Source organism: Siccibacter colletis (genome assembly GCF_025914095.1).
Lineage (GTDB): Bacteria > Pseudomonadota > Gammaproteobacteria > Enterobacterales > Enterobacteriaceae > Siccibacter > Siccibacter colletis.
Genome location: NZ_CP074352.1, coordinates 2,780,150 through 2,794,625, shown reverse-complemented (window position 1 = coordinate 2,794,625; position 14,476 = coordinate 2,780,150). Strand labels below are relative to the sequence as shown.

Annotated in this window: 9 protein-coding genes; 4 read left to right on the top strand and 5 right to left on the bottom strand. The window is 57.4% G+C overall.

Translation table 11 applies throughout. The annotated features are described in order from the left end of the window. Positions 1 to 43 precede the first annotated feature (43 nt). Together KFZ77_RS13450 and glpT are read left to right on the top strand one after the other, a co-directional pair. Positions 44 to 1,240: a nicotinamide mononucleotide deamidase-related protein YfaY gene (locus KFZ77_RS13450; RefSeq protein ID WP_264384484.1), complete on the top strand. Its 1,197-nt coding sequence runs from the start codon at positions 44 to 46 to the stop codon at positions 1,238 to 1,240. A 355-nt stretch (positions 1,241 to 1,595) separates the two neighbouring features. Continuing rightward, on the top strand, positions 1,596 to 2,948 hold the full coding sequence (glpT, locus tag KFZ77_RS13445) for a glycerol-3-phosphate transporter (protein WP_031520619.1): 1,353 nt from the start codon (positions 1,596 to 1,598) through the stop codon (positions 2,946 to 2,948). 45 nt (positions 2,949 to 2,993) lie between these two features. On the opposite strand, the gene yfaE is transcribed toward glpT, so the two are convergent. The 4 genes from yfaE to ubiG form a co-directional block, all read right to left on the bottom strand. Next, positions 2,994 to 3,251: a class I ribonucleotide reductase maintenance protein YfaE gene (gene yfaE / locus KFZ77_RS13440; RefSeq protein WP_031520621.1), complete on the bottom strand. Its 258-nt coding sequence runs from the start codon at positions 3,249 to 3,251 to the stop codon at positions 2,994 to 2,996. 3 nt (positions 3,252 to 3,254) lie between these two features. Continuing rightward, on the bottom strand, positions 3,255 to 4,385 hold the full coding sequence (gene nrdB, locus KFZ77_RS13435) for a class Ia ribonucleoside-diphosphate reductase subunit beta (RefSeq protein ID WP_031520623.1): 1,131 nt from the start codon (positions 4,383 to 4,385) through the stop codon (positions 3,255 to 3,257). 160 nt (positions 4,386 to 4,545) lie between these two features. Further along, entirely contained in the window at positions 4,546 to 6,831 is a 2,286-nt protein-coding gene (gene nrdA, locus KFZ77_RS13430) for a class 1a ribonucleoside-diphosphate reductase subunit alpha (protein ID WP_031520625.1), read from the bottom strand. Between the two features lie 351 nt (positions 6,832 to 7,182). Beyond that, positions 7,183 to 7,911, bottom strand: coding sequence for a bifunctional 2-polyprenyl-6-hydroxyphenol methylase/3-demethylubiquinol 3-O-methyltransferase UbiG (gene ubiG / locus KFZ77_RS13425; RefSeq protein ID WP_031520627.1), 729 nt, complete (start codon positions 7,909 to 7,911; stop codon positions 7,183 to 7,185). 225 nt (positions 7,912 to 8,136) lie between these two features. On the opposite strand from ubiG, the gene gyrA reads away from it, so the two are divergent. Next, positions 8,137 to 10,773: a DNA topoisomerase (ATP-hydrolyzing) subunit A gene (gyrA, locus tag KFZ77_RS13420; protein WP_264384483.1), complete on the top strand. Its 2,637-nt coding sequence runs from the start codon at positions 8,137 to 8,139 to the stop codon at positions 10,771 to 10,773. A 149-nt stretch (positions 10,774 to 10,922) separates the two neighbouring features. After that, positions 10,923 to 13,772: a two-component system sensor histidine kinase RcsC gene (rcsC, locus tag KFZ77_RS13415; RefSeq protein ID WP_264384482.1), complete on the top strand. Its 2,850-nt coding sequence runs from the start codon at positions 10,923 to 10,925 to the stop codon at positions 13,770 to 13,772. 47 nt (positions 13,773 to 13,819) lie between these two features. Here the strand turns inward: rcsC and rcsB are convergent, their stop codons facing one another. Further along, positions 13,820 to 14,470 carry a response regulator transcription factor RcsB gene (gene rcsB / locus KFZ77_RS13410; RefSeq protein ID WP_031520632.1) on the bottom strand — a complete coding sequence of 217 codons (651 nt, stop codon included), beginning with the start codon at positions 14,468 to 14,470 and terminating at the stop codon, positions 13,820 to 13,822. Positions 14,471 to 14,476: the final 6 nt, after the last annotated feature.

Genomic DNA, 14,476 nt, shown 5'->3' with positions numbered 1-14,476 from the left:
CCTTGCGCTATAGTAGAGCCTTCACTCTATGCGGAGTAAGTCGATGTTAACTGTGGAAATGCTCTCTACCGGCGATGAAGTCCTGCACGGGCAAATCGTTGATACCAACGCCGCCTGGCTTGCCGATTACCTCTTCACGCAGGGTTTACCCTTCACGCGCCGCAACACCGTGGGCGACGATCTCGACAGCCTGATCGCCATTTTGCAGGAGCGCAGCACCGAAGCCGATGTGGTTATCGTCAACGGCGGCCTTGGCCCCACCAGCGACGATCTTAGCGCGCTGGCTGCTGCACGCGCCGCTGGCGTTGAGCTGGAGCTGCAGGCGTCGTGGCTTGAGCATATGACGCGCTTTTTCGAAAGCCGTGGCCGGGTGATGGCGCCCAGCAACCGCAAACAGGCGATGATCCCCGCCGGCAGCGAGATGCTCGATAACCCGGTTGGCACTGCCTGCGGCTTTGCACTGACGCTTAACCGCTGCACCTTCTTCTTCACCCCAGGCGTGCCGTCTGAATTTAAAGTGATGGTCGAGAAAGAGATCCTCCCGCGCATTCAGCAGCGTTTTGAACTACCGGCCCCTCCGGTGTGCCTGCGCCTGACTACGTTTGGCCGTTCGGAAAGCGATCTTGCTCAGAGTCTGAGCCACCTGAACCTGCCGGATGGCGTGGTGATGGGGTACCGCTCCTCCATGCCAATCATTGAACTGAAACTCACCGGACCGGCCAGCCAGCGGGCGCAGATGGAAGCCCTGTGGCCGGAGGTGCGCCAGGTGGCCGGCGAGAGCCTGATTTTCGAAGGTACCGTGGGGCTGCCGGGTTTGCTGGCCGAGAGCCTGCGCGCCCGTGACCTGCGGCTGTGCGTGAGCGAGCAGTTCACCGCTGGCCTGCTGTCGCTGGAGCTGAATCAGGCCGGCGCGCCGCTGGCGGATGGGGAAGTGCTGGCACCGCGTGCTGAGTCGCTGGCTGAGATCGCCGCCCGGGCGCGGGCGCTGTCACAGGCGGCGGACGGCGCACTGGCGCTGGTGACGGGGGCACATCAGGACGACAGCCTGCTGTTTGCGCTGCACAGCGACGCGGGCAGCCGTGCTATTCGCGTTCAGCTGAGCCTGGCGAATCACCGCCTGCCGGTGCGCCAGGCGGTGGCCTCAATGATTGCCCAGAACATGCTGCGCCGTCTGCTCAACGGGGATGATGTCTCCCAGGGTCATGGCTGGGTGCGGGTGACGGAGCGTCTTACCCTGTAGACAGGTAAAACCATACCCTGCTGCATTACCGCGCCCGACAAACCTGCCGGGCGCGGCTCTGTATCCGACCTGCATATCCTGTCTCATCCCGCCATACAGGCTGTCACGCTAAATTCCGCCTTCACATAACGCAAATCAGCGACCAGCATTTGCTTCGTAAATGCGCGTTTTCGAGCATAAAACGTGATCTGATGCTCTTTTTTGTTGTTTTGTCTTAAATCTGTAACATTCCGTGTGTCATTTCACAGTAACATTGGCCGCCTTTTTCTAACATTGGCACCCTTTTGTTTAACACAGGCGATTCGTTGCCGGGCGTTTCCGCTGACGATAATAACTATATGGCCCCGGAGGCTTAATGATCGGTATTTTCCAACCTGCACCCCATCAATCGCGGCTGCCCGACGGGCAGATCGATCCGCTGTACCGCCGTCTGCGCTGGCAGATCTTTATGGGGATTTTCTTTGGCTATGCAGCCTACTATCTGGTGCGCAAGAACTTTGCGCTGGCAATGCCTTACCTGATTGAGCAGGGCTTCTCGCGCGGCGATCTGGGCTTTGCGCTGTCGGGGATCTCCATCGCCTACGGCTTTTCAAAATTCATTATGGGGTCGGTGTCGGATCGCTCGAATCCGCGCGTCTTTCTGCCGGCGGGGCTGATCCTCGCCGCGGCGGTAATGCTGTTTATGGGCTTTGTGCCCTGGGCGACCTCCAGCATCGCCGTGATGTTCGTGCTGCTGTTCCTGTGCGGCTGGTTCCAGGGTATGGGCTGGCCGCCGTGCGGGCGCACCATGGTGCACTGGTGGTCGCAGAAGGAGCGCGGCGGGATTGTGTCGGTGTGGAACTGCGCACATAACGTCGGCGGCGGGCTGCCACCGCTGCTGTTCCTGCTGGGTATGGCCTGGTTTAATGACTGGAAAGCGGCACTTTATATGCCTGCGTTTGCGGCCATCATCGTGGCGCTGATTGCCTTTGCGCTCATGCGCGATACACCGCAGTCCTGCGGTCTGCCGCCCATTGAGGAGTACAAAAACGACTATCCGGACGACTACAGCGATAAGCATGAGGAAGAGCTGACCGCGAAGCAGATTTTCATGCAGTACGTGCTGCCGAATAAGTTGCTGTGGTATATCGCTATCGCCAACGTGTTTGTCTACCTGCTGCGCTACGGCATCCTCGACTGGTCACCGACCTATCTGAAGGAAGTGAAGCACTTTGCGCTGGATAAATCCTCCTGGGCCTACTTCTTCTATGAGTATGCGGGTATTCCAGGGACGTTGCTGTGCGGCTGGATGTCGGACAAAGTCTTTCGCGGCAACCGCGGCGCAACCGGCGTGTTCTTTATGACGCTGGTGACTATCGCCACCGTGGTGTACTGGCTGAACCCGCCGGGCAACCCGCATGTCGATATGATCTGCATGATTGTTATCGGCTTCCTGATCTATGGCCCGGTGATGCTGATTGGTCTGCACGCGCTTGAGCTGGCTCCGAAGAAAGCGGCAGGCACGGCGGCAGGCTTTACCGGGCTGTTCGGTTACCTCGGTGGATCGGTGGCGGCCAGTGCCATTGTCGGTTACACCGTGGACTTCTTCGGCTGGGACGGCGGCTTCATCGTCATGATTGGCGGAAGCGTGCTGGCGGTGCTGCTGCTGATTGTGGTGATGATCGGTGAGCGCAAGCACCATCAGGCGATCGCGGCGAAACGCGGGTAAGAGAAGGGCAGATAAGAAAAAGGCGGGCCATCAGGCCCGCTTTTTTTACAGTTCGATTTCGATATCGCCCCGCGCTTTACAGCAGCAGGGCAGAATATCGCCTGGTTCAATGAACGCCAGCGGCTCGGTAAGCCAGGTGACTTCCCCGGACACCAGACGCGTCCGGCACGACCCGCAGTACCCTTCCCGGCACTGATACTCTACCGGCACCTTATGTGACTCGAGCGCCAGCAGCAGAGAAGGATGCTCTTCCAGGCACTCAAGCTGAGCGCCGGTGAGGCGTAAGGTAATGCGGTTATTCATCACTCAGAGCTGGAAATCGCTGAGGTCGTCGGTGTTCACTTCAGAGTCAATCTGACCGACCAGGTAAGAGCTGACTTCCACTTCCTGCGGTGCCACCTGCACGTTATCGGACACCAGCCAGGTGTTGATCCACGGAATCGGGTTAGAGCGCGTCTGGAATGGCAGATCGAGGCCCACCGCCTGCATACGGATGTTGGTGATGTACTCGACGTACTGGCAGAGAATGTCTTTGTTCAGGCCGATCATCGAGCCGTCTTTGAACAGGTACTCTGCCCACTCTTTCTCCTGCTGTGCCGCCAGCACAAACAGGTCATAGCTTTCCTGTTTGCACTCTTCGGCGATCTCCGCCATTTCCGGGTCATCTGTGCCGCTGCGCAGCAGGTTCAGCATATGCTGCGTGCCGGTGAGGTGCAGCGCTTCGTCGCGGGCGATGAGGCGGATAATCTTGGCATTGCCTTCCATCAGTTCGCGCTCGGCGAAGGCGAAGGAGCAGGCGAAGGAGACATAGAAGCGAATCGCTTCCAGCGCGTTGACGCTCATCAGGCAGAGGTAAAGCTTCTTCTTCAGCTCGCGCAGGTTCACGGTCACGGTTTTGCCGTTAACGCTGTGGGTGCCTTCGCCCAGCAGATGCCAGTAGCTGGTCATCTCAATCAGATCGTCGTAGTAGTGGGAGATGCCTTCCGCACGCTTGAGGATCTGCTCGTTGTTGACGATGTCGTCGAACACCACCGCCGGATCGTTAACGATGTTGCGGATAATGTGGGTGTAGGAGCGCGAGTGGATGGTCTCAGAGAACGCCCAGGTTTCTACCCAGGTTTCCAGCTCCGGAATGGAGATCAGCGGCAGCAGCGCCACGTTCGGGCTGCGGCCCTGGATAGAATCCAGCAGCGTCTGGTATTTCAGGTTGCTGATGAAGATGTGCTTCTCGTGATCCGGCAGCGCCTGATAGTCGATACGGTCGCGGGAAACATCCACTTCTTCCGGACGCCAGAAGAAGGAGAGCTGTTTTTCGATCAGCTTTTCGAAGATGTCATATTTCTGCTGGTCGTAGCGCGCCACGTTAACCGGCTGGCCAAAGAACATCGGTTCCAGCAGCTGATTATTCTTCGTCTGTGAAAAGGTGGTGTATGCCATGAATGTGGGTCCTGTCTGCGAACAATATCTGCTGTTAATGGTGGATGCGCTTCGCTTATCCACCCTACGGCTTGATGTTGCGGTTATTCTCGTAGGGCAGGTAAGCGAAGCGCACCTGCCGCCTTAACAACAAGAGGGCGGGTTTCCCCGCCCCGCTTAATCAGATTTTACATGCGCCGCTTTCGCAGCCGTCGTCCTGAATGGACGGCGCCAGGTCATCCTGGGAGTCCTCTGCACCATCACGGGTGTTCTGGTAGTAGAGGGTTTTCACGCCAAATTTATAGGCGGTGAGCAGGTCTTTCAGCAGCTGCTGCATCGGCACTTTGCCTGACGGGAAACGCGTCGGGTCATAGTTGGTGTTCGCCGAAATAGACTGGTCAATGAACTTCTGCATCAGACCAACCAGCTGCAGGTAACCGTCGTTGTTCGGCATGTCCCACAGCAGTTCGTACTGATCTTTCAGGCGCTCATACTCCGGCACCACCTGGCGCAGGATACCGTCTTTCGACGCTTTGATGCTGACGTGGCCGCGCGGCGGCTCAATGCCGTTGGTGGCGTTCGAGATCTGCGAGGAGGTCTCAGACGGCATCAGGGCAGAGAGCGTGGAGTTACGCAGGCCGTGGGTCTTGATGGACTCACGCAGCGCTTCCCAGTCGAGGTGCAGCGGCTCGTTAGCGATGCCATCGAGATCCTTTTTATAGGTGTCGATCGGCAGGATGCCTTTGCTGTAGGTGGTTTCGTTGAACCACGGGCAGGCGCCTTGCTCTTTTGCCAGCTCGTTCGAGGCTTTCAGCAGGTAGTACTGAATCGCTTCGAAGGTTTTGTGCGTCAGGTTGTTGGCGCTGCCGTTGGAATAACGCACGCCGTGCTTCGCCAGGTAGTAGGCGTAGTTGATGACGCCGATACCCAGGGTACGACGACCCATCGCACCGCGTTTTGCCGCCAGAATCGGGTAGTCCTGGTAGTCCAGCAGGGCGTCGAGCGCACGCACCGCAAGGATCGCCAGCTCTTCCAGCTCGTCCAGGCTGTCAATCGCGCCGAGGTTGAAGGCGGAGAGGGTGCACAGGGCGATTTCGCCGTTTTCGTCGTTGACGTCGTCCAGCGGTTTGGTCGGCAGGGCGATCTCAAGGCACAGGTTAGACTGGCGCACCGGCGCAACCACCGGGTCGAACGGGCTGTGGGTGTTGCAGTGGTCCACGTTCTGGATGTAGATACGGCCCGTAGAGGCGCGCTCCTGCATCATCAGGGAGAACAGGTCCACCGCTTTCACGCGCTGCTTACGGATGCTGTCGTCTTTTTCGTATTTCACGTACAGACGCTCAAACTCGTCCTGATCGGCGAAGAAGGCGTCGTACAGGCCAGGAACGTCAGACGGGCTGAACAGGGTGATGTCTTCACCTTTCAGCAGGCGGGTGTACATCAGCTTGTTGATCTGCACGCCATAGTCCATGTGACGCACGCGGTTGGCGTCGGTACCACGGTTGTTTTTCAGCACCAGCAGGCTTTCCACTTCCAGATGCCACATCGGGTAGAAGAGGGTTGCCGCCCCGCCGCGCACGCCGCCCTGAGAGCAGGATTTCACCGCGGTCTGGAAGTGCTTGTAGAACGGAATACAGCCGGTGTGGAAGGCTTCACCGCCGCGGATCGGGCTGCCCAGCGCACGAATGCGGCCGGCATTGATGCCGATACCGGCGCGCTGGGAAACGTATTTCACAATGGCGCTGGAGGTGGCGTTGATGGAGTCGAGGCTGTCGCCGCACTCGATCAATACGCAAGAGCTGAACTGACGGGTCGGCGTACGCACGCCGGACATGATCGGCGTCGGCAGCGAGATCTTAAAGGTTGATACCGCGTCATAGAAACGCTTCACGTAGTCGAGACGGGTTTCGCGCGGGTAGTTAGAGAACAGGCAGGCCGCGACGAGGATATACAGGAACTGCGCGCTCTCGTAGATCTCGCCGGTGACGCGGTTCTGGACCAGGTATTTCCCTTCAAGCTGTTTTACCGCAGCGTAAGAGAAGTTCATGTCGCGCCAGTGGTCGATAAAGCCGTCCATCTGCTCGAACTCTTCTACGGAGTAGTCTTCCAGCAGGTGGCGGTCATATTTGCCCAGCTCCACCATTTTTACCACGTGGTCGTGCAGCGTCGGCGGCTCGAACTGGCCGTAGGCTTTCTTACGCAGGTGGAAAATGGCCAGGCGCGCGGCGAGGTACTGATAATCCGGCGCATCGCGGGAGATCAGGTCGGCTGCGGCCTTGATGATGGTTTCATGAATGTCAGAGGTTTTAATCCCGTCGTAAAACTGGATGTGGGAACGCAGTTCAACCTGAGAGATTGAGACGTTCTCCAGGCCTTCCGCCGCCCAGTCAAGCACACGATGGATTTTATCGAGGTTAATGCGCTCGGTCGCACCGTCACGCTTAGTCACCAGCAGACTCTGATTCATGAGGAATGTACCCGTCCGTAAGAAATAGAAAAAATATCCCCCGCTTATACACAGCCGCCAGTCTGTGACTAACTCTGTGGATAAATACTACATATAGGGGGTTTGAGATAAGTTTAACGCTAGATGATGAGTATTCTAGTAGGGAATCATTTGAGAACAAGAGTTGATTTTGAGATGTTTTTGCGTCTTATTCGGCGGGTCTATGGCTAAGCCCTCGTATCGTAAGGCTTGTTGGCTATGTCAATAAGTTGCAAAAAAAAATGAAAATTTGATCGAGTGCTGATTTCTTCAACGACCCGACAAAATTGCGCGGTAAAGCCCGCGCAATCCTTATAGCAAATACTTATGTCGTTAGGCGTTTTTTGCTTCGGTATGCAACATATAGTTAACATCAACCCCCGGCGCGAGACGGAATTTGTTGGTCAGCGGGTTGTAGTGCAGGCCGGTGATATGACGCTCTTTAAGCGGCGTATCGTCAATCCATGCCAGTAGCTCGGACGGCTTGATAAACTTCTTCGCATCGTGAGTGCCCTTCGGCACCATGCGCAGCACGTATTCCGCGCCGACTACCGCCATCAGCCAGGATTTAGCATTGCGGTTAAGCGTTGAGAAGAACACGTGGCCGCCGGGCTTTACCAGCGCGGCGCAGGCGCGTACCACCGACTGCGGGTCCGGGACGTGCTCCAGCATCTCCATACAGGTGACGACATCGTAGCCCGCCGGGTTCTGCGCCGCGTGCTCTTCAACGGTGCGCTGGATGTAGTCAACCTTCACGCCGCTCTCCAGCGCGTGCAGGCGCGCCACTGCCAGCGGTTCCGCGCCCATATCCAGACCGGTCACGGTAGCGCCTTCGCGCGCCATGCTTTCGGCGAGGATGCCGCCGCCGCAGCCGACGTCGAGCACCGTTTTGCCAAACAGGCCGCCGGCGCGTTCGCTGATGTAGCCCAGACGCAGCGGATTGATACGGTGCAGCGGCTTAAATTCCCCTTCCAGATCCCACCAGCGTGAGGCGACCGCTTCGAATTTCGCGATCTCATTGTGGTCGACGTTATGAGGTGTTGGGGATTGTTCAGCATTCATGAGCGCGTTTACTCCTTGTCTCGTAAGAAAAAGAAGTATAACAGGCCGCCGCGTCGAAGAAAGAATGATTACCGGCGGCCCTGGGTTGCAACGCGGCGTCAACCCGGGGCAAACCGCGAGAAATCAACCTGCTATCCGGGCGGGATAAGGCTTACCGGTATGACCAGGCTTGTGTTATAATTTGCGACCTTTGAATCCGGGATACAGTAGAGGGATAGCGGTTAGATGAGCGACCTTGCGAGAGAAATTACACCGGTCAACATTGAGGAAGAGCTGAAGAGCTCCTATCTGGATTATGCGATGTCGGTCATTGTTGGCCGTGCGCTGCCGGATGTCCGAGATGGCCTGAAACCGGTACACCGTCGCGTGCTTTACGCCATGAACGTATTGGGCAATGACTGGAACAAAGCCTATAAAAAATCTGCCCGTGTCGTTGGTGACGTAATCGGTAAATACCACCCCCACGGTGATACCGCTGTCTATGACACCATCGTGCGTATGGCGCAGCCATTCTCCTTACGCTACATGCTGGTCGATGGCCAGGGTAACTTCGGTTCAGTAGACGGCGACTCCGCCGCGGCGATGCGTTATACGGAAATCCGTATGTCGAAGATCGCCCATGAGCTGATGGCCGATCTCGAAAAAGAGACCGTTGATTTCGTTGATAACTACGACGGTACCGAGCGCATTCCTGACGTTATGCCGACCAAGATCCCGAACCTGCTGGTTAACGGGGCTTCCGGTATCGCCGTGGGTATGGCGACTAACATTCCGCCGCACAACCTGACGGAAGTGATTAACGGCTGCCTGGCCTACATCGATGATGAAGACATCAGCGTTGAAGGACTGATGGAGCACATCCCAGGGCCGGACTTCCCGACCGCCGCTATCATCAATGGCCGTCGCGGTATTGAAGAAGCCTATCGTACCGGCCGCGGCAAAATCTACATTCGCGCCCGCGCGGAAGTGGAAGCCGATGCCAAAACGGGCCGTGAAACTATCATCGTTCACGAGATCCCATACCAGGTTAACAAAGCGCGTCTGATCGAGAAGATCGCCGAGCTGGTAAAAGAAAAACGCGTGGAAGGCATCAGCGCGCTGCGTGACGAGTCCGATAAAGACGGTATGCGCATCGTGATTGAGATTAAACGCGATGCCGTGGGTGAAGTGGTGCTGAACAACCTCTACTCCCAGACGCAGTTGCAGGTCTCCTTCGGCATTAACATGGTGGCGCTGCATCACGGTCAGCCGAAAATCCTGACCCTGAAAGAGATCCTGAGCGCCTTCGTGCGCCATCGCCGCGAAGTAGTGACGCGTCGTACCATCTTTGAACTGCGTAAAGCCCGCGATCGTGCTCATATCCTCGAAGCGCTCGCCGTTGCGCTGGCGAACATCGACCCGATTATCGAGCTGATCCGCCGCGCGCCAACGCCAGCGGAAGCGAAAGCCGGCCTGGTTTCTCAGGCGTGGGATCTGGGCAACGTGGCCGCGATGCTGGCAGGTGCCGGTGATGACGCTGCGCGTCCGGAGTGGCTGGAGCCGGAATTCGGCGTGCGCGACGGGAAATATTACCTGACCGAACAGCAGGCTCAGGCCATTCTCGACCTGCGTCTGCAGAAGCTGACCGGTCTGGAGCACGAAAAACTGCTCGACGAGTACAAAGAGCTGCTGGCGCAGATCGCCGAGCTGCTGCATATCCTCGGCAGCGCCGATCGCCTGATGGAAGTTATCCGCGAAGAGCTGGAGCTGGTGCGCGATCAGTTCGGTGATGAACGTCGTACCGAAATCACCGCCAACACCGCGGACATCAACATCGAAGACCTGATCAACCAGGAAGACGTTGTTGTTACCCTGTCGCACCAGGGCTACGTGAAGTATCAGCCGTTAACCGATTACGAAGCGCAGCGTCGCGGCGGGAAAGGGAAATCGGCGGCGCGTATTAAAGAAGAAGACTTTATCGACCGTCTGCTGGTGGCCAACACCCACGACACTATTCTGTGCTTCTCCAGCCGTGGTCGCCTTTACTGGATGAAGGTCTACCAGCTGCCGGAAGCAAGCCGTGGGGCGCGTGGACGTCCTATCGTCAACCTGCTGCCGCTGGAAGCCAACGAGCGTATCACCGCCATTCTGCCGGTGCGTGAGTACGAAGAGGGCGTGAACGTCTTTATGGCCACCGCCAGCGGTACCGTGAAGAAAACCGCACTCAAAGAGTTCAGCCGTCCGCGTACCGCCGGCATTATCGCGGTCAACCTCAACGAGGGTGATGAGCTGATTGGCGTTGACCTGACCACCAGCAGTGACGAAGTGATGCTGTTCTCGGCGCAGGGCAAAGTGGTGCGCTTCAAGGATGATGCAGTGCGTGCTATGGGTCGTACTGCGACCGGCGTGCGCGGTATTCGTCTGATGGACGGCGACAGCGTGGTCTCTCTGATTGTGCCGCGCGGCGAAGGCGCGATCCTCACCGTGACGCAGAACGGCTACGGCAAGCGTACCGCGGCGGATGAGTATCCGACCAAGTCTCGTGCCACCAAAGGGGTTATCTCCATTAAGGTCACCGACCGCAATGGTCCGGTGGTAGGCGCGGTGCAGGTTGACGACGCCGACCAGATCATGATGATCACCGATGCCGGTACCTTAGTGCGTACCCGCGTATCGGAAATCAGCATCGTTGGCCGCAACACCCAGGGCGTTATCCTCATCCGCACCGCGGAAGACGAAAACGTGGTGGGTCTGCAGCGCGTCGCTGAGCCTGTTGATGATGAAGAACTGGATTCTATCGACGGCACGGTCGCAGAAGGGGACGATGAAATCGCTCCGGAAGCGGAAGGCGATGACGAAGCAGCGGACGACGCTGACGAGTAAGCCAGGCAGGCCGCCCGCTGGTTAGCGGGTAGCCTGAGCAAGGCAGGGAAGAGGGCGGCTTGTTCGCCCTTTTTTATTGCCGTTGCGAGTACTGACATTTACCGCTACTTTAAAGCACATTCTTTCATCCTGTTGACGGCTCAGTCATTTTGAAATACTTCGTTTCTTTCCGTACGACGCTCAAAGTGTCGCGCTATCTGTTCCGCGCTTTGGCGCTGTTGCTGTGGCTGCTGATCGCCCTGTTTTCGGTGTTCTACATCGTTAATGCCCTGCATGAAAAAGAGTCTGAAATCCGCCAGGAGTTCAACCTGAGCTATGAACAGGCGCAGCGCTATATCCAGCGGACCTCGGACGTAATGAAAGAGCTGAAGTACATCGCTGAGAATCGCCTGACGGTTGAAAACGGCGTGCTGCCGGGCGCGGCGCGCAACAACGATCGCGTCGGCATTCCCGAATTCCAGCCGCTGTTCCCCGATTCCGACTGTGCAATGCTCGGTAATACCTGGCGCGACTCGCTGCAGTCGCTGGCCTGGTTCCTGCGTTACTGGCGCGATAACTTTTCCGCGGCTTACGATCTGAATCGCGTATTCCTGATTGGTAGCGATAACCTCTGTATGGCCGATTTTGGCCTGCGTGATGCCCCGGTTGAGCACGATAAGGCCCTGAAAGCGCTGCACGAGCGCATCCTGAAGTACCGCAACGCGCCGCGTGAAGAGCAGGGCAACAGCCTGTTCTGGATAAGCCAGGGGCCGCGTCCGGGCGTGGGCTACTTCTATACCCTGACGCCGGTCTATCTGGCGAACCGCCTGCAGGCGCTGCTCGGTATCGAGCAGACCATTCGCATGGAAAACTTCTTTACCCCTGGCAGCCTGCCGATGGGCGTGACCATCGTCGATGAGAACAACCAGCCGCTGATCTCGCTGACCGGCCCGGAATCGCGCATCGAACCCGATCCGCGCTGGACCCAGGATCGCGCCTGGTTCGGCTATACCTCCGGCTTCCGCGATCTGGTGCTGAAACGCAGCCTGCCGCCTTCCTCGTTAAGCGTGGTCTATTCGGTGCCGGTTGATCTGGTGCTGGAGCGTATCCGCATGCTGATCCTTAACGCGGTGCTGCTGAATGTGCTGGTCGGCGTGGTGCTGTTTACCCTCGCGCGTATGTACGAGCGACGCATCTTTATTCCGGCGGAAAACGACGCCCAGCGTCTGGAAGAGCATGAGCAGTTCAACCGCAAAATCGTCGCCTCGGCGCCGGTGGGGATCTGTATCCTGCGGACCCAGGACGGCACCAATATCCTGAGTAACGAGCTGGCGCATAACTACCTCAATATGCTGACCCACGAAGATCGGCAGCGGCTGACGCAGATTATCTGCGGCCAGCAGGTCAACTTCGTCGATGTCCTGACCAGCAACCAGACTAACCTGCAAATCAGCTTCGTCCACTCGCGCTATCGCAATGAAAACGTGGCGATCTGCGTGCTGGTGGACGTGTCGGCCCGCGTGAAAATGGAAGAGTCGCTGCAGGACATGGCGCAGGCCGCTGAGCAGGCGAGCCAGTCGAAATCGATGTTCCTCGCCACTGTCAGCCACGAGCTGCGCACGCCGCTCTACGGCATTATCGGTAACCTCGACCTGCTGCAGACCAAGGCGTTGCCGAAAGGCGTGGATCGCCTGGTGACGGCGATGAACAACTCCTCCAGCCTGCTGCTGAAAATCATCAGCGATATTCTCGATTTCTCGAAAATTGAGTCCGAACAGCTGAAAATCGAGCCGCGCGAATTCTCGCCGCGCGAAGTGATGAGCCACGTGACCGCCAACTACCATCCGCTGGTGGTGCGTAAACAGCTGGGGCTGTACTGCTTTATCTCCCCGGACGTGCCGCTGACGCTGCAGGGCGATCCGATGCGTCTGCAGCAGGTGATCTCGAACCTGCTGAGCAACGCCATCAAATTCACCGACAGCGGCTGCATCATTCTTGATGTCTCTACCGAAGGGGATTACCTCACCTTCCGGGTGCGGGATACCGGCGTCGGGATCCCGGCCAAGGAAGTGGTGCGGCTGTTTGATCCCTTCTTCCAGGTCGGCACCGGCGTACAGCGCAACTTCCAGGGTACCGGGCTGGGGCTGGCTATCTGTGAGAAGCTGATCAGCATGATGGACGGCGATATCGCCGTTGATACCGAGCCGGGTATGGGCAGCCAGTTCACCATCCGCATTCCGCTTTACAGTGCGGGTGAAAATGCTAAAGCGAACGTTGATGGCCTGGCGGATAAACGCTGCTGGCTGGCGGTACGCAATGCGTCGCTGCATGGCTTTATCGAAAATATGCTGGAGCGCAACGGGATTCGCACCCAGCGCTATAACGGTGAAGTGCCGGATCAGGACGATGTGCTGATCACCGATGATGAAAACTTCAGCAACTGGGCAGGTCGCGCGGCGATCCTGTTCTCGCGTCGCCATATCGGTATTCCGGTGGAGCGGGGCGACAACCTGTGGCTGCACAGCGTGGCCTCGCCGCATGAGCTGATTGCGCTGCTGGGCCGCATCTATCGCATTGACGTTGACGTACCGGGCAGCACGCCGTCGCTGGCGGCAGGCTCTGGCTCTGATGCTCAGAACGACGATATGATGATTCTGGTGGTGGACGATCATCCGATCAACCGCCGCCTGCTTGCCGACCAGCTGGGTTCGCTGGGCTATCAGTGCAAAACTGCCAATGACGGCATCGATGCGCTGAATGTGCTGAGCAAGAACCATATCGATATCGTCCTGAGCGACGTCAACATGCCGAACATGGATGGCTATCGCCTGACGCAGCGCATTCGTCAGCTTGGCCTGACGTTACCGGTGGTGGGCGTAACGGCCAATGCCCTGGCAGAAGAGAAGCAGCGCTGTATCGAATCGGGTATGGACAGCTGTCTGTCGAAGCCGGTAACGCTGGACGTATTAAGCCAGACGCTGGCGGTATATGCGGAGCGGGTGCGGAAAACGCGGGTATAAGAATGAAGAAACCCCGCCGGCAGGACGCCTGGCGGGGTATAAATGCGTTACTCTTTGTCCGCCGGGGTAAGGCTCACGGAAGAGAGGTAGTTCAGCAGGGCAATATCATTTTCCACACCCAGCTTCATCATCGCTGATTTTTTCTGGCTGCTGATGGTTTTGATGCTGCGGTTCAGCTTCTTGGCGATTTCTGTGACCAGGAAACCTTCAGCGAACAGGCGCAGCACTTCACTCTCTTTCGGTGACAGGCGTTTATCGCCATAACCGCCAGCGCTGATTTTCTCCAGCAGGCGCGACACGCTTTCCGGGGTAAATTTCTTCCCTTTCTGCAACGCAGCCAGCGCTTTCGGCAGATCCGCCGGTGCGCCCTGTTTCAGCACGATACCTTCGATATCCAGATCCAGCACGGCGCTCAGAATGGCCGGGTTGTTATTCATGGTCAGAACGATGATCGAGATAGCCGGGAAGTGACGCTTGATGTACTTGATCAGGGTAATGCCATCGCCATACTTGTCGCCAGGCATGGAGAGGTCAGTAATCAGCACATGTGCGTCGAGTTTTGGGAGGTTATTGATTAACGCTGTGGAATCTTCAAATTCACCGACAACATTCACCCACTCGATCTGCTCAAGCGATTTGCGAATGCCGAACAGAACAATCGGATGGTCATCGGCAATAATTACGTTCATATTGTTCATGTATTA

Bases quoted from the DNA above. Each gene is read 5' to 3' on its own strand.
- KFZ77_RS13450 (WP_264384484.1), top strand. From the start codon at position 44: ATGTTAACTGTGGAAATGCTCTCTACCGGCGATGAAGTCCTGCACGGG.
- glpT (WP_031520619.1), top strand. From the start codon at position 1,596: ATGATCGGTATTTTCCAACCTGCACCCCATCAATCGCGGCTGCCCGAC.
- yfaE (WP_031520621.1), bottom strand. From the start codon at position 3,251: ATGAATAACCGCATTACCTTACGCCTCACCGGCGCTCAGCTTGAGTGC.
- nrdB (WP_031520623.1), bottom strand. From the start codon at position 4,385: ATGGCATACACCACCTTTTCACAGACGAAGAATAATCAGCTGCTGGAA.
- nrdA (WP_031520625.1), bottom strand. From the start codon at position 6,831: ATGAATCAGAGTCTGCTGGTGACTAAGCGTGACGGTGCGACCGAGCGC.
- ubiG (WP_031520627.1), bottom strand. From the start codon at position 7,911: ATGAATGCTGAACAATCCCCAACACCTCATAACGTCGACCACAATGAG.
- gyrA (WP_264384483.1), top strand. From the start codon at position 8,137: ATGAGCGACCTTGCGAGAGAAATTACACCGGTCAACATTGAGGAAGAG.
- rcsB (WP_031520632.1), bottom strand. From the start codon at position 14,470: ATGAACAATATGAACGTAATTATTGCCGATGACCATCCGATTGTTCTG.